The organism is Microvirga yunnanensis (assembly GCF_025460875.1).
Window position 1 is genome coordinate 37,480 of sequence record NZ_JAMXFI010000034.1, and the last position, 17,116, is coordinate 54,595.

A 17,116-nucleotide genomic window follows, 5' to 3' on the forward strand; every position below is an offset into this window, starting at 1 on the left:
TCACGCGGACAGCAGCCTATCCTCGACAGCCCCGAACAGGACGACAATAGAGCGTGCCGCGGCCTGATAGGTTTGATACGGCAGCAACGGAGCAGTCTGCCACGGGACGATGTCTTGCGGAGAATCCAGCGAGGTGTCGATCCATCTCCGCCACGAGGCCGTACCTGGGTCGGGTACCGGCGGCAACTCGAACCTCAGGGGCTCCCAATAGGCATTCAGAATAAGGTACAGACGGAGTTGCTCCTGCTGGAGCTCCACCTCGAACGCGAGGCTATGGGAATCGTGGCTCCAGTCCGGCTGGCCGACCCTCACGCCGTGCCAGGTCTTCCTCGCCTGCCGGATCAACTGATTCAGAGAGATGCGCTGGCGCTCGTGCGCCTTGGTCCTGAGGATCCGACGTGCGTTGAGCAGGGTCACAAAACGGAGGATGTCCGCATGCTTCTCGACCAGCGTCCAGTCGAACCAGCTGATTTCATTATCCTGGCAATAGGCGTTGTTATTGCCGAACTGGCTGCGCCGGACCTCGTCACCCATGGTTATCATAGGCATGCCCAGCGAGAGCATCGTAAGCGTGAGGAAGTTCTTTACCTGGCGGTTTCTCAGCCTCTCGATCGCCGGATCATCAGTCGGCCCCTCCACGCCGCAGTTCCAGCTATGGTTATCGTCCGCGCCGTCGCGGTTGTTTTCCCCGTTCGCCTCATTGTGCTTGACGTCATAGGACACGAGATCGTTGAGCGTGAAGCCGTCGTGACACGTCACGAAGTTGACGCTCTGCTCGACCTCGCGCTCCTCGTGGCCATAGATCTCAGGGCTTCCCACCAACCGATCCGCAACCCGGGCCGTGGATCCCGGCTCACCACGGAAGAAGGCGCGAACATCATCCCGGAAGCGTCCGTTCCATTCCTTCCAACTATCGCCGATGAAACTGCCAACCTGATAGAGCCCTGCCGCATCCCATGCCTCCGCGATGAGCTTCGTCCCGGCCAATGCCGGATCTGACTCGATGTCCCACAAGAGCGGCGGGTTTGGAATCGGCTGGCCCGATGAGTCACGTGCCAGAACTGACGCGAGATCAAACCGGAAGCCATCCACATGCATCTCCTCCACCCAGTACCGAAGGCTATCCAGGATCATCCGCCGGACGACCGGATGATGAGCATTGAGGGTGTTTCCTGTTCCGGTGTAGTCGGCGTAGCGGGATCGATCCTTCTCGAGAATGTAGTAGACGGTGTTGTCCAGCCCGCGGAAGCACAGGGTTGGTTTGATCTCGTCACCTTCCGCGGTATGATTGAACACGACATCGAGGATTACCTCGATGCCAGCCCGATGCAGCGCCTTGACCATGTCGCGGAACTCGTCCGCCGGCCCAAGCGGATCCTGGCGTGAGCTGTACGCCTGATGCGGCGCGAAGAAGGAAACGGGCGCATAGCCCCAGTAGTTGACTTTGCCAGGCGGGCACTCCTGAGCATCGAACTGAAACACCGGCAGCAGTTCCACCGCGGTGATCCCCAGCTGTTGAAGATAAGGGATCTTCTCGATCAGGCCCGCGAACGTGCCACGGCTCTTCTCATCGATGCCTGAACTAGGATGGCGGGTGAACCCGCGCACATGCATTTCGTAAATGATGGTCTGGGCGGAGGGCCGCCGCAGGGGCACATCGCCCTCCCAATCATAGGCTGTGGCATCCACAACCACGCTCTTCATGGCCGTCGGGGCATTGTCGCCAGGTTTCCGGGCCGCGTCGCGACTGTAACCTTTTGGCACAAGGACGCCGCGGCCGTAGGGGTCGAGGAGGATCTTGTCGGGATCGAACCGCATGCCACTCGCAGGATCCCATGGTCCCTGGGCTCGGTAGCCGTAGATCTGGCCTGCAGCAATGTCGGGTATGAACATGTGCCAGTAGTGATACGTGCGATTGGTGGTCGGATCCAAGCGGACCACACGCGCTGCCTTTTGATCGGCACTGTCAAAGAGAAGCAGCTCGACACCGGTGGCATGCTTCGAGAACACGCTGAAATTCACACCGCCGCCACAAGGCGTCGCTCCCAGGGGCGTGGGAGTTCCGGGTGCGAGCGCGCGGAACGCATCCGACCGAAGGGACGCTCCCTCGAAATCGAGGGGCGTCACATCCCTTGCATGCACTTCAGCAATGGACGGCCTCGAACCGCCCCGCGAATGGTTCATTCCTGGTCGCCTGTCCATAACTCTTGGATGCTCGTCTATTGCACCGGGCATGGCTTCGCATCCCAGATCTCGGCTGCATACTCGGCGATGGTGCGGTCGCTGGAAAACCTTCCGGAAGCAGCGATGTTCAGGATGACCTTACGAGCCCAGGCGTCCGGATCAGCATAGAGCTCGAGCAGCCGCCGGTCCGCCGCAAGATAGTCCGCGAGATCGGCCAGATGCCTGTAATGGTCGCCATGCGTCAGCAGAACATCCCGCAGGGGTCCGAATACCCCCGGCTCATAGCGGCTGACGTGATCGGAGGAGATCAGGTCCAGCGCGGCCCGTGTTTCTGGCTCGTTATCGTAGTGCCAGTGCGGATTGTACCATCCCCGGCTATCCGCCACCTGCTCGGCCGTCAGGCCGAACAGGAAGAAGTTGTCCTCGCCGGCGGCCTCGGCCATCTCGATCGTCGCTCCGTCGCGCGTCCCGAGCGTCAGGGCACCGTTCATCATGAACTTCATGTTGCTCGTGCCGCTCGCCTCGAAGCCCGCCGTCGAGATCTGGTTGGAGACGTCCGTGGCGGGGATCAGCCGCTCAGCCAGTGACACGCAGTACTCAGGCAGGAACACCACCTTCAGGCGGCCTCTGACCACCGGATCGCCGTCGATAGTGCCAGCCAGGTTGTTGAGGAACTTGATGATGAGCTTGGCCAGATGATAGGCGGGGGCCGCCTTGCCGGCGAAGAAGAAGGTGCGCGGCGTCATCTCGAGATCCGGGTCCTCCCGCAGCCGGTTGTAAAGCACGACCACCCGTAACGCGTTCAGCAGCTGCCGCTTGTACTCGTGGATGCGCTTGACTTGGCTGTCGAAGATCAAGGCCGGATCAACGGAGACCCCGGATGTCAATCTGAGCCACTCTGCAAAATGGGATTTCGCGCTGTGCTTTGCTTTGTAAATGGCTTCTCGGAAGCTCTTGTCGTCGGCGAGCGGCTTGAGCTTTTCCAGATCCGCCAGGTCTGTGATCCAGCGGTCGCCTATGGCTTCGGTGATGATGCCGGCGAGCGCCGGATTCGCCAGACGAAGCCAACGTCGCGGCGTCACGCCATTGGTCTTGTTATTGAAGCGTTCAGCGAACAGGTCGGCAAGATCCCTGACCGTCATCGTGCGCAGCAGACCGGAATGAATCGCGGCGACGCCGTTGGTGCTGTGCGAGCCAACGATGGCGAGGTTGGCCATCCGGATTTTCCGGCCCTCGCCTTCCTCGACCAAGCTCACACGCTCGACCTTACCTTCGTCGCCTGGAAAACGGGCCCGCACGTCCTCGATCAGACGACGGTTGATCTCGAGGATGATATCCAGATGCCGCGGAATCAGCAGCTCGAACCACCGCAGCGGCCATTTTTCCAGCGCCTCGGGCAACAGCGTGTGGTTCGTGTACGCGAGCGTCTGTCGGGTGAGATCCCAAGCCTCGTCCCATCCAAGGCGCGCTTCGTCGAGCAGGATTCGCATCAGCTCGGAGACGGCCAGACTGGGGTGGGTGTCGTTGAGCTGAATGGCCACCTTGTCAGGAAGCGTTCGCCAATCGGAATTGCTCTGGCGGAAACGCCGCACGAGATCGGCCAGCGAGCAGGCAACCAGAAAATACTCCTGCACGAAACGAAGCCCCTGTCCCATGTTCGTAGAATCGTCGGGGTAGAGCACCCGCGTCAGAGTCTCGGCCGAGAGCCGTTCGGCCAGTGCGCCCACGAAGTCACCGGCACTGAATTCATGGAAGTCGAATGCCTCGGGGGCCGCGGCCGCCCAGAGCCGGAGCGTGTTAATAGTCTTGCCCCCGAAACCCACTACGGGCCGATCATAAGGAATGCCGAGCAGGACCGATGGTTGGCCGGGAATCGCGCCAAAGGTCCCGCCGCGGACTTCGAACGAGCAGCCGAGCCTGACCTCAACCTGCTCCTGCGGCCGGGCGACCTCCCACGGGTCGGGACGCCGCAGCCAATGGTCCGGCTGCTCGTTCTGCCAGCCGTCCCGGATAGACTGCCGGAAGATGCCATACTCGTACCGGAGCCCGTATCCCATGGCGGGAATCTGCATGGCCGCCATTGAGTCGAGGAAGCAGGCTGCGAGGCGGCCCAGGCCGCCATTTCCTAGGCCGGCATCAGGCTCCTGTTCGAGCACTCCGAGCCAATCCAGGCCCTTGTCCTCAATGAGCCGCTCCACGACTGGATCGCAGAGAAGGTTCATGACATTGTTGGCCAAAGAGCGCCCGATGAGGAACTCCAAGGAGAGATAATAGACGCGCTTGGGGTTCTCGCGCCTGTAGGTGTGCTCCGTACGCAGCCAGCGCTGGGAGAGGATGTCCCGCACGGAGCGGGCGATGGCCTCGTAGCGTTCACGTGGCCCGATGGCCATCGGATCGACGACGTTGTCGAACATGAGATGCCTCTCATAGAGGGCATCGTTCGTCCCGGCGAACTGGACCGGCCCGCACGCGTACTGCCTGAGGAGTTCCTTGGCTCCTGGCATCCGTAAGGCTCTTGCGACGGTTCTGGTCCTGTCGCTGTTCATACTTTCATCCCTCTCGTGTCGTCAGGCACCGTTGTCAAAGTTAAGCCTATTAGTCCGAGGCTGCCGAGTTGCCTCGCTTGAGATCGTGATAAATGCGCTCCACGTCGGTGTGCCGACACAACTCGGTCCCCGCCGTCAGAACTGCGGCAGTGCCAGCTGCCATACCGAGCACGAAGGCATCCTCAGGACCGCGCTCTTGAGCCAAGCCAAAGGTCATGCCGGCCAGGAAACTGTCACCAGCCCCAACAGCGCTTTTGGGCACCACCTTCATCCCTTGGATACGAACGCACGTCCCACGGACTCCAAGCAGCGCCCCGTCGCGCCCGAGCGTCAGGGCGACGATCTCTGCCGCTCCAGAGGCAATCAGCTCCTGAACTGCTGTCTCCTGGTCCGAAGGATCCGGGAGTTTCTGACCGATCAAGCTTTCCAGTTCGCCGAGACTCGGCTTGATCAGGTGGACGCCCTGCCGCATGGCATGGCGGAGAGCCTCACCCGATGTGTCGAGGACGAGCTTCGCTCCCTTTCGGGCAGCGATCTGGCCAACCTGGACATAAAAGTCGGACGGGACACCACGCGGCAGGCTGCCGCTCGCGACCAAGTAGTCGCAATCAATCTCTTCCAGCGTGGAAAGACAGGCCTGCCATTCGTCCGCAGTCACGGTTGGACCCTCCGGGACAAAGCGAAACTCCAGGCCGGTCGATCTCTCATGCACGGTGTGGCTGACCCGGGTGTGCCCCCTGATCGGAATGCGCCTGATCTCGATGCCGGCGGCCTGCACCAATTGATCGAGGATGGGGCCTGTCGCCCCGCCCGACAGGTAGACGGCCAAGGCGGATCCGCCGAGTTCCTTGATGACCCGTGCGACATTGATGCCGCCCCCACCGGGGTCATAGCGTTCGGCCCATGTTCTGATCTTGTGAATGGGCCGGATCTCCTCCGCTTCCGCAGCTCCATCGATGGCAGGGTTCAGGGTCAGCGTCACAATTCGTTTCATTGTCTTGTCCTTGGCCTTGAAGCCCCGACAACCGATCCAACTCGTTGACGGAGCCCGCCTATGGTAGTTGTGACCAGCGCAGTGACCCTGCTCCCCACCCCGATGGCTAGATCTTTATGACGACGCGCCCATCCATCCCCTTCCCGCGCATGCGGCCGAAGATGTCGTTGATCGCCTCCAGGGGTTCGAGCGAGTGATGGACCTTGACCTTACCGTTGCCCGCGAATGGCAGGCATGAGGCACCGCTGGTGAAATCTGCCAAGGGATGTAGTCTCACGCCAAGGCGGGTCTCGCGGCTTTCCCACCATTCAGATCCTATACTAATCCAGCAAGAGCCCTGTGCTTGATCGACAGGGACAATCCGTTGACAATTTGGGTCAGTGGCTTGGCAGCAGGTCTTTCTAGGAACGATCTGATAGCAGCACGCCGGCATCGAAGGTCCGAAGAGGATCAAACTACGCCGACCAACGCAAGGCCGAGGTCGGCACCGTCGTCGCGTTCGCATCCGGATTGGCCCAGCTCAACAGGCCGTGGGTGGAACCTCGTGAACTGGTTCTGCGATAAGGTGACCCAGACGAAATACGACCTGATCAGCCATGCCATCGAAAGTCTCCGTGGTTGACAAGCTCGACTTTGAATTCCTCGGGCATGCGTTCTCGGCGCAAAGGGCCATGATCTGGCCGGCACGACCACGGGTGCCTAGGATCAAGAGGCAGCGAGGCGCGCTTCTGTCCGACCACGACTCGCTGAGAGTGAGGCGCGGTCCTTGAGACCCTAGGTAATTCCCTCCGCCTACACGAACGTCAGATCGCCTCTGGACACTAGGGTCAGGCTCTATGGCTGAAGCGGGCTGCCGTCCTTCCGACGCAAATTGTCGATCAGGATATGCCCGCTGATCAGCAGCACCCAGACGGGCAGGACCATGATGCTCCAGCTGAGATAATAGCTGCCAAGCAGCACCAGCGCTGCCAGCGCGTAGCCGATCCCAGCCATCCAGCGCGGCGCGATCCCGGTGTAGATCACGACGGTGGAGGTCGAGATCATGAAGACGCCGGCCATCTTGATCGCATAGACGTTGACCAGGATATAGGCGACCGCGCGGGCGAATTGGAATGTCGGGACGACGCCCGTTCCGGTCGGCTCGGTCGACGGGGCTACGATCAGCAGGGCGCCGACAATCGTGGCGGCCACGAACAGGACAGCCAGGAACAACAGGCCGCTGCCCAGGAACACCGTCGCGAAGAAGCGATCTTCCTTCGGACCGAGGCGATCACGCAGCACGCCGATGAACCACAGGAAGGCGATGCCCGCAAAAGGAATGAGGTTCAGCGCCAGCGCCACACGCCCGGAGCCGTCGGCCAGCCAAGTGCCAGAGTCCAGTGGATCGGCCGGAACCGCGCTCCGGAAGACCCAGAAGATGATAACCAGCAGGATGGAAAAGGCGATGCCGGCCACGGCCGCCGCCCGTGGCGTCCGCAGATGCGAGTATATAAGGGTCTGCTCCTGAGGCATCGCCAACCTCCTTGGATAAGTCCAGCTCCTTGCGCCTCATGGTATCGTCAGCGGAACTTAGAGGCGAAGGAGCATTAGTGCAGGTCCCGCCGGCTGCCTTGCAACATCCTCTTCAGGTTCTTGATTGAAACCGCGGACGCTACGTCTGCCCTCGACCGCTCAGCCGACCTTCTCGGGTCTGGAGCGGTTCTGCACGGACGAGATGCAACATCAGGGTCAGGCGAACGTCATTTTGGTGTATGCTCAGATGAGCAACAACCTGTTGGTGGCCACCACACCCCGGAGGCGCCCATGACCCTATTTCAAGATCGCGAGCGGGCCTTTGAACAGATGTTCGTCCATGACGAGGAGGCGCGGTTCCGGGCCCTGGCACGGCGCAACAAGCTGCTTGGGCAATGGGCGGCCACCCAACTCGGCCTGACGGGCCAGAAGGCCGACGCCTACGTCAATGAGATCAGCCGAAGCCTGGTGGCGCGTGTCATCGACGAGGGACTCGTCGAGAAACTGCGGGCCGACTTCGAGGCCAACGGCGTCACCCAGTCCGACGAGCAGATCCGCGAGAGAATGTCCGAGCTGATGGCGGCGGCCGTTACCCAGGTCCGATCGAGTACATGGTGAGGGCGCGCGGACCCGCTTACGCGTGGGTCCGCGGCTGATACACGAACGGAATCCGCCAGTCTTGCGAACGGGGCCTGAAAGCCATTATCCCTTGGGGCCGACTCCGCTATTGACGGACCGGGTGCAGATGGTCATCAGCTTGCCCATCTCGGCATTGTAGTCGCGCAGGGTTTCCTCGAGCCAGCGGGACTGGATCGCCGCGACATCCGCAGGATTCCTGCAGGTCATGATTTCGCGGGCGGTCGCAGCGTCCTTTTCAAGCCGCGCCGAGACAAAGCCGATCATCTCGCGTTGGCATTCGGTGGTGGCAGCAAACCAGGATTCCGCAGCCTTTGCCAGCGCCTGATTGTTCCCGCCCGACAGGGCGAATTCCTGTGCGCTGCGCATCGTGTCGGACAGTGCCGAATTCTTTGACATGGTGGTCATAGATCGCTCTCCTTTTGCCGCTTCAGAACGAAAGGGTTGCCTTCACCTGCTCCAGGCGGCTGATGGCAAAGTCGGCCTCCCGGCGTTCCCGCTCGTCCCGCATGGCGTCGCGCATGGTCTCCAGGCGCAGAATCTCCTCGTCGAGGCGGTCGCGCGTGAGTTCCTCCGGCGGCAGCGCCCGCTCGGCCAGGACCGACACCCCAGTGCCGGTGATCTCGACGAACCCGCCCCGCACGAAGGCGCGATGGCCATGCCCCTGAACATCAGTCACCGCGATGATGCCGGGGTTGAGCATCACCATGGTCGGCTCGTGCCCGGGCATCACGGTCATGTCGCCTTCGGTCGCCGGCAGCATCACCGCCCGCACCTCGCCGGAGAACAGCAACCGCTCCGGCGAGATCAGCTCGAACAGGATATTGGCCATAGCATTCCTCCCTGATTGATCTCAGTGCCCGCCGAGTACGAGGGTTTGGATCGGGTACAGCAGCGCCTGGATGCGCAGAATCAGGGCATGCACGAGCCCAACGGCATCCACGGCGTGGAGAACGAATCCCCGCATCGTGCCTGTCTCGGGGGAGACGATTTCATCGTGGTGGTTGGAATACGCATTGACGATGCAGCTGCTGCCCGGGGTGACACCGTCGAATCCGCCTTCGTAGAGCGGCTCAAGAAAGGCGAGAACGGTTCCTGGGCGCGTCACCTGCTGCGCTTCGAACAGCTGCTCGCCGCTGCGGATCTGCCCGGCGGCGATGTAGTCCTGCACCCCGGTGACCACCATCGGGATGATCGTCCAAGGCTTCGACGCGCAGGTGGCCTCGGCCACCATTCCGACCGTCAGCGCCTGGGACTCGACTTGCCCGAAGCCGGCCTGCAGGCGGCCCCGCCCGGCTCCTTCCGGGATCAGGACCCCGGCCGGCCGCATCAGCGGGTTGACGACATCGCCCACCCGCAGCGTGAACTGCTCGACCCGCCCGTCCACGCCGGCCCGAATGACGGTCTTCGACAGATCGACTTCGTCCTGGGCCAGCTCAGCTTCGGCGCTGGCCTTCTGGGCGGGGAGCAGCGTGGAGAGCTGCGCCTCGGCCTGCTGCTTGGCGGCAGTGGCGGCGTCGATGCTGCCCTGGCGACCTTCGACAGCGACCTTCAGTTTCTCGATGTCGCGCGTGGCCACGGCGCCCGGATTACGCCGGTAGATCTCCTGCTTGGTCTCCAGCTCGTCCACCGCCTGCTGATAGGCGCTCCGAGCCTCCACGATCTTGCCTTCGGCGGCCTGGATGTCGGTGCGCGCCACCACCATGGCGGCGTCGGTCTCGGCGATCTTGCGGCGGGCGGTCTCCGCGGCTGCCTCCTGCTTCGAGCTGTCGAGCCGGAACAGCGGTTGGCCTTGTTTGACCGTGCCGCTCACGCCGTCAACATAGACCTCGGCCACACGCCCGTTGGTCTCGGGCAGGACCGGGATGGTGCGGAAATACGCCGTGGCGTTCCCGGTGGCCGGATGGTTGTAGAACACGGTCGTGATCAGCCCGATGGTGAGCATCAGGCATGTGATGATGCCCCAGCGCAGTTCGAACCACACCGAGTAGAGGGTGATCTCCATGCCGATCCGCTTGCCCTGGCCATAGCGTCGGTAGAGGTAGTCCGGCAGAATCGTCAGCATGGAGCAGAGAAGAAGCTCAAGCATGGATCCTCTCCTTCGGGATGCGGGATGGGGTGACGGTGGGCGGCACTTCGGCGGGGCGGTTCGTCGGCTCTTCGACCGGCAGGCCAGCGCTGGTCTCATCCAGTGCCACGCCCGCACCTTCGCCCGGCGGAATGCCGGCGATCTTCTCCAGCGATCCTGCGATCCTGTTGAACGTGCCTCCGAAGTCGGGAATGTCGATCAGGGCGAGCAGCAGGCCCGCCACCCAGAAGATGTGCATGTGGGTGAACAGAGCCAGCAGGCCCAGCACGGCGACGATCTCGAACTGCAGCTTGTGGCCCCGGTGAGCGATCCGCTCGGGCAGCGTGTGCAGGCGCAGAAACAGGAGGCCAACGGCCAAGACGGCGAGCACCAGAAACACCGCCGTGACCACCATGAGGACATCGGTCCCGCCGGGCGCAGTGATGAAGATTGGAAGATTGTGGGGTGCCGCCGGGTTCATTGTTGCGGTCATATTGCATCTCCCACGATTGGCGTGGCGTCGGCTCCAGACGCAGCCCTCGGGATTGTTGGTTTTGATGGTTGCTGGGAAATGGCGAGCTCGGCCTCCGTTGCGGCGATGACGTCCTCGACGCTGACGCCGTCCTGCGTCTCCAGAAGAGTGGCTCGCCCTTCCGGAAAGCCGATCACCGCGAGTTCCGTGACGACGAGATCCACCGGCCGGTCCGACGTGAGCGGCAACGAGCACTCCCGCACGATCTTGGGGCGGCCCTTGGCGGTGTGCTGCATGGCGACGATGACGCGCTTGGCCCCGGCCACGAGATCCATGGCGCCGCCCATGCCGGGCACCATCTTGCCCGGCACCATCCAGTTCGCGAGTCGGCCGTGCTGGTCGACCTGAAGACCACCGAGCACCGTGATGTCGAGATGCCCGCCGCGAATCAGGCCGAATGACATCGCGCTGTCGAACGTCGACGCGCCCGGCAACGCGGTCACGGGTTTCCCGCCCGCGTCGGTCAGCCACGGCAGCGCCATGCCCGGATCGGCCACCGGGCCGGTGCCGATCAGGCCGTTCTCCGACTGGAAGAAGACATGCATCCCCTTGGGCACGAAGTTGGCGACAAGCGTGGGAATGCCGATGCCGAGATTGACTAGCATGCCGTCCCGCAGCTCCTGTGCGATGCGTTGGGCGATGAGGGATTGGGCGTCCATGGTGTCAGCCTTTCGCAATGAGGTAGTCGACGACCGGAGCGGGAGTCATAACGTGGTCCGGTGAGACCACGCCCACCGGGACGATGTTCTCCGCCTGCACGACGACGGTCTCGGCCGCCATGGCCATCAGCGGATTGAAATTGCGTGCCGTCAGGGCGTATTGGAGATTGCCCAAGTAGTCGGCGATGAAGGCGTGCACGAGGGCGAAGTCGGCCCGCAGGGCGGGCTCCAGCAGATAGTCGCGGCCGTCCACCGCAATCGTCTGCTTGCCCTCCGCGGCGATGGTGCCGATGCCGGTCGCGGTCAGGATGCCGCCGAGCCCGAAGCCACCGGCGCGGATGCGCTCAGCAAGCGTGCCCTGCGGCACGAGGTCGACCTGCAGTTCTCCCGCGAGCATCTGCTGCTGCGTCTCGGGATTGAGGCCGATGTGGCTCACGATCACCCGGCGCAGGAGTTTGGCCGTGATCAGCTTGCCGATGCCGATGCCGGGCGCTGCGGTGTCGTTGGCGATGACCGTCAAATCACCTTTCTGCTGGCGCACGAGTTCGTCAACCAGCGGCTCCGGGGTCCCAACGCCCATGAAGCCGCCGACCATCAGGGTGGCCCCGGCCGGGATCATCGCGACAGCGTCCTGGAGAGAAATTGTTTTCACGGCATGCCTCCTCACTGAGCGGTCCAGCCGCCATCAACCGGCAGGGCGGCGCCGCGGATCTGCGCGGCGGCATCGGAGCAGAGGAAGGCGGCGAGCGCCCCGATCTGCTCCGGGGTGGCGAATTCGAGCGAGGGCTGCTTCTCGCCGAGCAGCTTGGCCCGTGCGTCGTCCGCGCTGAGGCCTTCCCGCGCGGCAATGTCGTCGATCTGCTTCTGCACCAGGGGCGTCAGGACCCAGCCGGGGCAGATCGCGTTGCAGGTCACGCCTATTGTCGCCGTTTCGAGCGCAACCACCTTGGTCAGCCCGAGCACCCCGTGCTTGGCCGCGACGTAGGCGGCCTTGTGCACCGACGCGACGAGCCCGTGGGCCGAGGCGATGTTGATGATCCGGCCCCAGCCGCGGCTCTCCATGTGGGGGAGAACGGCGCGCGTGGCGCAGAAGACGGCCGTGAGGTTGATGGCGAGGATCGCATTCCAGCGCTCTATCGGGAACTCGCGGACCGGCGCCGTATGCTGAATGCCGGCATTGTTCACGAGGATGTCCACGCCACCAAAATCGTCCGTGGCCTGTGTGATCATGCCGTCGATCTCGTCCGGCTTCGACATGTCGGCGACACTGTAGGACACGCGCACCCCATGCGTATCGGCGAGTGACGAGCGCACTCTTTCGATATCTTCGGCCCTGCCAAAGCCGTTCAGCATCACATCAGCACCCTGAGCTGCAAGCGCTCCGGCGATTCCGAGGCCGATGCCGCTCGTGGATCCGGTCACCACGGCGGCCCTGCCCTTAAGCATCCTGGATGTGAAGGGCAGCGGCTCCGGTTTGCTCAGCACGGGGCCATTCATTTCAGATCTCCTTCAGAGAGCGGGCAGAAGACACCGGCCCTCCGCGTTCCACATTGCGAATTCTCAACCCTCATGACCGCGCCTCGTCCGCTCGCCCCCAGTCCTGGAACAGGGTGTGGGCGACCGCGAGCAGGACGGGGCCGAGAAAGACGCCGATGATTCCGAAGGTCAGCAGGCCGCCGAGCACGCCGAGAAAGATCAGCACCATCGGCATGCGGATGCCGCGGCTGATCAGGTACGGGCGCAGGACGTTGTCGAGGCTGCCGACGAAAAGCCCGTTCCACGCCATCACGAACACCGCCCATCCCGTGTGGCCGTCGGACATCAGCCATAGGCCTGCCGGCAGCCAGAGGAGCACGAGGCCCATGGGCACAAGGGTCAGGACCACGCTCACGGCACCGAGCACGATGGCGCCGGGAACCCCGGCCAGCCAGAAACTGAAGCCGAGCAGGATGCCCTGGATGAGTGCGGTGCCGAGAACCCCGTTGACCACGCTCTTGATGGTGGCGCCCGCGGCCTTGAGCACGTGCCGGGCCCGCCAGCCGCCCAGACGCGTCATCGCCCATTCCACGCGGCGTTCCACATAGGGGCCATCTCGGTAAAGGAAGAAGGCCAGCACGATGGAGAAGACCACTTGAAGCGTGCCGGAGAGGAGCGTCGCCCCCTGGTGCAGTGCCCAGTCCCGCATCGGTCCCACGTAGGGTGCGATAACTGGCCCAAGCCCTTGGCCCTGCTGGGATGCCTGGAGCCAGACCCGCTCCGCCTCGTGGCCGACCAGGGGCACGCGCCCGAGCCAGCCGGGCGGCGGCAGTCCCTGGTCGATGGCCGAGCGGGCGGCGGCGGTGAGCCGGGCAACATCGTCCGCCAGGTTAGACCCGAGGGCCAGCAGCGGGAGCACGAGCAGGCCGGCGGTGGCAGCAGTCATGAGCAGGGCTGCGGCGGTCGGGTGCCCACCCAGCCGCTTCTCGGCTTTCCGGAACAAGGACCAGGTGGACACGCACAGCGTGACCGCGAGGAGGATGGCGTTGAGGAAGGGCGTCAGGATGTAGATGCAGCCGACGGCCAACATCAGAAGCAGCACGAGCCCGAGCGCCTTCTCGACGTACGACGCCTCGGGAGAGGTGGCCCGTTCCCGGCTGTTCATTGCGTCGCGTGGATCGACTGAACGCACGGCTCTCTTCCCTTTTCGGACGCCTCAGTCCCGGATTCCCTCACGCCATGATGCTGAGGCCGCCGTCGACGTAGGTCGTCGTCCCGGTGAGGCGCCGGGCGAACGGCGTCGTCAGGTAGGCGGCCGTGAGGCCGACATCCTCAATGTCGACCAGTTCACCGATGGGGGCCCGTTCGATGGCTTCGGTGAGCAGGACGTCGAAGTCCTTCAGGCCGGACGCCGCCCGGGTCTTCAAAGGCCCGGGTGAGACGGCATGCACCCGGATGTGCTTGTCCCCTAGCTCATACGCGAGGTAGCGAACGGCGCTTTCCAGCGCCGCCTTCACGGGACCCATCAGATTGTAGTTCGGCACCACCTTGTTGGCGCCGTGATAGCTCATCGCCAGGAGCGTACCGCCCTCGGGCATCAGGGGTTCGGCGAGCCGCGCCATGCGGATGAACGAATGGCACGAGATGTCCATCGCCACCTTAAAGCCCTCGTCCGAACTGTCGACGAGCCGCCCCTGCAGGTCCTCCTTCGGGGCGAAAGCGATGGAATGGAGCGCGATGTCGAGGCTGCCCCAGGTCTCGCTGATCTGCTGAAAGACGGCTTCAAGCTGCCCAACCTGGGCCACGTCGCAGGGCGCGAAGATCGAGGCCCCGAGTTCCTTAGCGAGCGGCTCGACATAGGGCTTGGCCTTCTCGTTGAGGTAGGTGACGGCCAGATCGGCGCCTAGCTCACGGAAGACCCGGGCGCAGCCATAGGCAATCGAATGCTCATTGGCGACGCCGATGATGAGGGCCCGCTTGCCATGCAGGATCTTCGACTGGATCGCGACTTTGGTCAGGTCGGTGGGTTGATCGTTCATGAGCTTGCCCTCGTGCGTCGGGTGTCACTGGAGCGACGAGTGGCACCATGCTTGGCGGTCTTGGCGGCCGCCCCGGGACGGCCCTCCGCCTGATGCTCCACCAGCGTCACGGTGATCGGCTCGGCCTTCGCCCTGCCGCCTGTCTTGTCTCCTGTCCCGTCTTCGGACAGGAGACGCCGGATCTCGCCGATCAGGGTGACCTGCTTGTCGTTGGCCACGATCCGGCTCTCCAGATGGTCGAGCATGTTGAGCAGCCGGTGCCGGTCGGCGGAGGTCCGCAGGAGCTTGGGAAGTGCCGTGAGCGCCTTCACCGGTTCGAAGTCGACGATGAACGACTGCTCGTGGATGATCGCGCGGGCGGCCTCCGTCGTCATGTCGAGCAGGCCGAGATCCCGGCTGATGACCTCGCGGGCTCGCTTCAGGGTCGAGAGCCGCCGCCGTCCCGTGCCGGCCTTCATCAGGAGCAGCACGGCGCGGACCATCGCCTCTGTCCGGTCGCCCTCCTCGATATGCGCCAGCGCCTCCTTCACCAAGGGGGCATTGCGAACGTCGATGGGCTCTTCCGCGACGGCTTCCTTCTCCTCTGCGGCCATGCTGATGCCGGCGGGGCCGTAGGTTCGGAAGAAGGTATTCTCCACCGCCGCATCGCGCAGGTCGCGATAGAGATCCCACGAGGCGGAGGTGATGGTGGCGGTCCAACGCTCCATTGCCACCATGGGACCGTCATTGTCCCGCGGCGCCCGGTTGGCCTTGGCCATGTCGGCCATGCCCTTGAGCGGCCACAGGAAGGGATTGAGATCCGACACCGCCCAGCGTTGCGCCCGCTGGGGATTGAACGCCCGGATCAGCCCCGCCGCGGCCGGGGTGACCAGCGGCGCCACGAACGGGTGCACGAAGGTCTCATAGGCGGAAGCGAGCGCCTCGGACGTCTTTTCGACCGCTGCGAACGGCATCTCGTCGTTGCGGCTGTACTTCTGCAGGACCTGCAGATCCTCGACCGGCATCTCGGTCAGCAGCACGTCGTAGCGCACGCTCCCGTTCGCCTTCTGCTCCTCGACCTGCATTCTGTAGAGACCGGGCGGCAGATGCTCGATGTACTCGATCAGGTCAGCGATCTGGGTGTACTCGCGTTTCGCGACGGCACCGGACACGAAGATGCCAAGATGGCCGACGCTCTTGTGCATCAGGCCGACGATGACCTGCCCGTTCGCCTTCAAGGCTTCGGTGGTCGGATAGAGATCCGCCACCCAGTTGAAGGCCTGCTGCGGCGGCGTGATGTTGTCGCCGAGCGAGGCGAACAGGATGATCGGCGACTTGATCGCCCGCAGATCGAAGGCTCGTCCCTCGGACCATTCGGCATCGCCGGCCGCCAGATTGTTGCCCACGAACAGGTTTTCGACGATCCACTTAATCTCCTGCCGGTTCATCAGGAAGAAGCCGCCCCACCAGCGCTCGAATTCGAGAAAGCGCTCCGGCTCCGTGTCGATCTTGGAGAAGAGGGTGTAGTACTTGTCGAAGTAGGTGTTGGCCGGATTGAGGTACTCGAAGTTCTCGACAAGGTTGGCGCCATCGAACTTGCCGGCGCCGAGATCGCTGGCGAGCAGCGCCGGCCAGAGGCCGCCGAGCATGCCGCCGGCATAGCGCATCGGGTTCTCGCCGTCATTGCCGGCCCAATACGACATCGGCGCCCCGTTGATCACGATGGGTCCGACCAGGTCCGGTTCGACGGCGCCGACCAGCATTGAGGCCCAGCCGCCCTGGCAGTTGCCGAACAGGACGGGCTTGCGGGTCTTGGGGTGACGCTCGCCGACAATGCGCAGGAATTTGGCCTCGGCGCGGGACACATCCGCGAGGGTCTGCCCGGGCATCGGCTCGGGGAAGAAGATCACGCAGTAGACCGGGTGGCCCGCCTTGAGCGCCACGCCCACCTGCGATTCCTGCTTGAAGCCCCCGATGCCGGGCCCATGGCCGGCCCGCGGGTCGATGATGACGTAAGGTCGGAGTTCCGGGTCGGTCTTGATGCCAGCCGGCGGGATAATCTGCACGAGAGCGTAGTTCACGGGATGCTCGAAGGTGCGGGCATCCGCCACCATCTCCCAGTCGAAGTCGAGCAACGGTGGCTTGCCCGCCTTCTCGTGCTCGATCCAGTTGTTGCCGCGCTGGCGCAGGGTGTCCCAGAACAGGATCGAGCGCTGTGTGTAATCGAGCCAATAGGCGCTGGCGTCGCGCCAGAAGTCCAGGGGCGACGCCGAGCGAACCGATCCGTCCCGCAATGGCTCACCTGCCGCCTTCACAGCATCGAGGTAACGCTGCACCGCCTTGGTGCAGCGCTCGTGATAAACCTCGGTCACCTTCGCTTGCGAGCGGGCGAGCTCCGTCAGGCGATCCTGCCCGCTGTTGTCCCGTTCTTTGGTCCTGGATTCGACTCTTTGCATGTCTCTTGTCCTGTCAGTGGCTGCGTACGGACACG

The 17,116-nt window shown here is 63.6% G+C and carries 16 protein-coding genes; 1 reads left to right on the forward strand and 15 read right to left on the reverse strand.

The genetic code is table 11. The features are described from left to right. From glgX to NF876_RS18005, 5 genes are all read right to left on the reverse strand, one after another. Positions 1-2,184, reverse strand: coding sequence for a glycogen debranching protein GlgX (gene glgX / locus NF876_RS17985; RefSeq protein ID WP_262265737.1), 2,184 nt, complete (start codon positions 2,182-2,184; stop codon positions 1-3). 35 nt (positions 2,185-2,219) lie between these two features. Beyond that, positions 2,220-4,730 carry a glycogen/starch/alpha-glucan phosphorylase gene (locus tag NF876_RS17990; RefSeq protein ID WP_315975049.1) on the reverse strand — a complete coding sequence of 837 codons (2,511 nt, stop codon included), beginning with the start codon at positions 4,728-4,730 and terminating at the stop codon, positions 2,220-2,222. Positions 4,731-4,779: 49 nt separating this feature from the next. Then, positions 4,780-5,724 (reverse strand): 1-phosphofructokinase family hexose kinase, encoded by a 945-nt coding sequence (locus NF876_RS17995; RefSeq protein ID WP_262265735.1) that lies wholly within the window; start codon positions 5,722-5,724, stop codon positions 4,780-4,782. A gap of 106 nt (positions 5,725-5,830) precedes the next feature. After that, a complete protein-coding gene (locus NF876_RS18000) occupies positions 5,831-5,986 on the reverse strand; it encodes a hypothetical protein (protein ID WP_262265734.1) in 156 nt (51 codons plus the stop codon). A 572-nt stretch (positions 5,987-6,558) separates the two neighbouring features. After that, complete coding sequence (locus NF876_RS18005; RefSeq protein ID WP_262265733.1) at positions 6,559-7,236, reverse strand: hypothetical protein; 678 nt, start codon at positions 7,234-7,236, stop codon at positions 6,559-6,561. Between the two features lie 291 nt (positions 7,237-7,527). On the opposite strand from NF876_RS18005, the gene NF876_RS18010 reads away from it, so the two are divergent. Next, on the forward strand, positions 7,528-7,854 hold the full coding sequence (locus NF876_RS18010; protein ID WP_262265732.1) for a DUF1476 domain-containing protein: 327 nt from the start codon (positions 7,528-7,530) through the stop codon (positions 7,852-7,854). Between the two features lie 84 nt (positions 7,855-7,938). Here the strand turns inward: NF876_RS18010 and NF876_RS18015 are convergent, their stop codons facing one another. The 10 genes from NF876_RS18015 to NF876_RS18060 form a co-directional block, all read right to left on the reverse strand. Beyond that, positions 7,939-8,280 (reverse strand): phasin family protein, encoded by a 342-nt coding sequence (locus NF876_RS18015; RefSeq protein ID WP_262265731.1) that lies wholly within the window; start codon positions 8,278-8,280, stop codon positions 7,939-7,941. Positions 8,281-8,302: 22 nt separating this feature from the next. After that, a complete protein-coding gene (atpC, locus tag NF876_RS18020) occupies positions 8,303-8,704 on the reverse strand; it encodes an ATP synthase F1 subunit epsilon (RefSeq protein WP_262265730.1) in 402 nt (133 codons plus the stop codon). A 21-nt stretch (positions 8,705-8,725) separates the two neighbouring features. Continuing rightward, complete coding sequence (locus NF876_RS18025) at positions 8,726-9,961, reverse strand: HlyD family secretion protein (RefSeq protein WP_262270119.1); 1,236 nt, start codon at positions 9,959-9,961, stop codon at positions 8,726-8,728. Continuing rightward, a complete protein-coding gene (locus NF876_RS18030; protein WP_262265728.1) occupies positions 9,954-10,433 on the reverse strand; it encodes a hypothetical protein in 480 nt (159 codons plus the stop codon). The genes NF876_RS18025 and NF876_RS18030 overlap by 8 nt, the downstream gene beginning before the upstream one ends. Continuing rightward, positions 10,430-11,131: a 3-oxoacid CoA-transferase subunit B gene (locus NF876_RS18035; RefSeq protein ID WP_262265727.1), complete on the reverse strand. Its 702-nt coding sequence runs from the start codon at positions 11,129-11,131 to the stop codon at positions 10,430-10,432. The genes NF876_RS18030 and NF876_RS18035 overlap by 4 nt, the downstream gene beginning before the upstream one ends. Positions 11,132-11,135: 4 nt before the next feature. Beyond that, positions 11,136-11,783 carry a CoA transferase subunit A gene (locus tag NF876_RS18040; protein WP_262265726.1) on the reverse strand — a complete coding sequence of 216 codons (648 nt, stop codon included), beginning with the start codon at positions 11,781-11,783 and terminating at the stop codon, positions 11,136-11,138. Positions 11,784-11,794: 11 nt separating this feature from the next. Beyond that, positions 11,795-12,628, reverse strand: a complete 834-nt coding sequence (locus NF876_RS18045) for a 3-hydroxybutyrate dehydrogenase (RefSeq protein WP_315974872.1) — start codon at positions 12,626-12,628, stop codon at positions 11,795-11,797. Between the two features lie 70 nt (positions 12,629-12,698). Further along, a complete protein-coding gene (locus tag NF876_RS18050; protein WP_262265725.1) occupies positions 12,699-13,799 on the reverse strand; it encodes an AI-2E family transporter in 1,101 nt (366 codons plus the stop codon). A gap of 40 nt (positions 13,800-13,839) precedes the next feature. Beyond that, positions 13,840-14,646 (reverse strand): enoyl-ACP reductase FabI, encoded by an 807-nt coding sequence (fabI, locus tag NF876_RS18055; RefSeq protein ID WP_262265724.1) that lies wholly within the window; start codon positions 14,644-14,646, stop codon positions 13,840-13,842. Further along, the gene (locus NF876_RS18060; protein WP_262265723.1) at positions 14,643-17,081 is read right to left on the reverse strand and encodes a DUF3141 domain-containing protein; all 2,439 of its coding nucleotides are present in this window, start codon (positions 17,079-17,081) and stop codon (positions 14,643-14,645) included. Before NF876_RS18060 ends, fabI begins: the two co-directional genes overlap by 4 nt. Positions 17,082-17,116: the final 35 nt, after the last annotated feature.

Coding starts and splice junctions, on each gene's coding strand:
- glgX (WP_262265737.1), bottom strand. CDS start 2,184: ATGAACCATTCGCGGGGCGGTTCGAGGCCGTCCATTGCTGAAGTGCAT.
- NF876_RS17990 (WP_315975049.1), bottom strand. CDS start 4,730: ATGAACAGCGACAGGACCAGAACCGTCGCAAGAGCCTTACGGATGCCA.
- NF876_RS17995 (WP_262265735.1), bottom strand. CDS start 5,724: ATGAAACGAATTGTGACGCTGACCCTGAACCCTGCCATCGATGGAGCT.
- NF876_RS18005 (WP_262265733.1), bottom strand. CDS start 7,236: ATGCCTCAGGAGCAGACCCTTATATACTCGCATCTGCGGACGCCACGG.
- NF876_RS18010 (WP_262265732.1), top strand. CDS start 7,528: ATGACCCTATTTCAAGATCGCGAGCGGGCCTTTGAACAGATGTTCGTC.
- NF876_RS18015 (WP_262265731.1), bottom strand. CDS start 8,280: ATGACCACCATGTCAAAGAATTCGGCACTGTCCGACACGATGCGCAGC.
- atpC (WP_262265730.1), bottom strand. CDS start 8,704: ATGGCCAATATCCTGTTCGAGCTGATCTCGCCGGAGCGGTTGCTGTTC.
- NF876_RS18025 (WP_262270119.1), bottom strand. CDS start 9,961: ATGCTTGAGCTTCTTCTCTGCTCCATGCTGACGATTCTGCCGGACTAC.
- NF876_RS18030 (WP_262265728.1), bottom strand. CDS start 10,433: ATGACCGCAACAATGAACCCGGCGGCACCCCACAATCTTCCAATCTTC.
- NF876_RS18035 (WP_262265727.1), bottom strand. CDS start 11,131: ATGGACGCCCAATCCCTCATCGCCCAACGCATCGCACAGGAGCTGCGG.
- NF876_RS18045 (WP_315974872.1), bottom strand. CDS start 12,628: ATGAATGGCCCCGTGCTGAGCAAACCGGAGCCGCTGCCCTTCACATCC.
- fabI (WP_262265724.1), bottom strand. CDS start 14,646: ATGAACGATCAACCCACCGACCTGACCAAAGTCGCGATCCAGTCGAAG.
- NF876_RS18060 (WP_262265723.1), bottom strand. CDS start 17,081: ATGCAAAGAGTCGAATCCAGGACCAAAGAACGGGACAACAGCGGGCAG.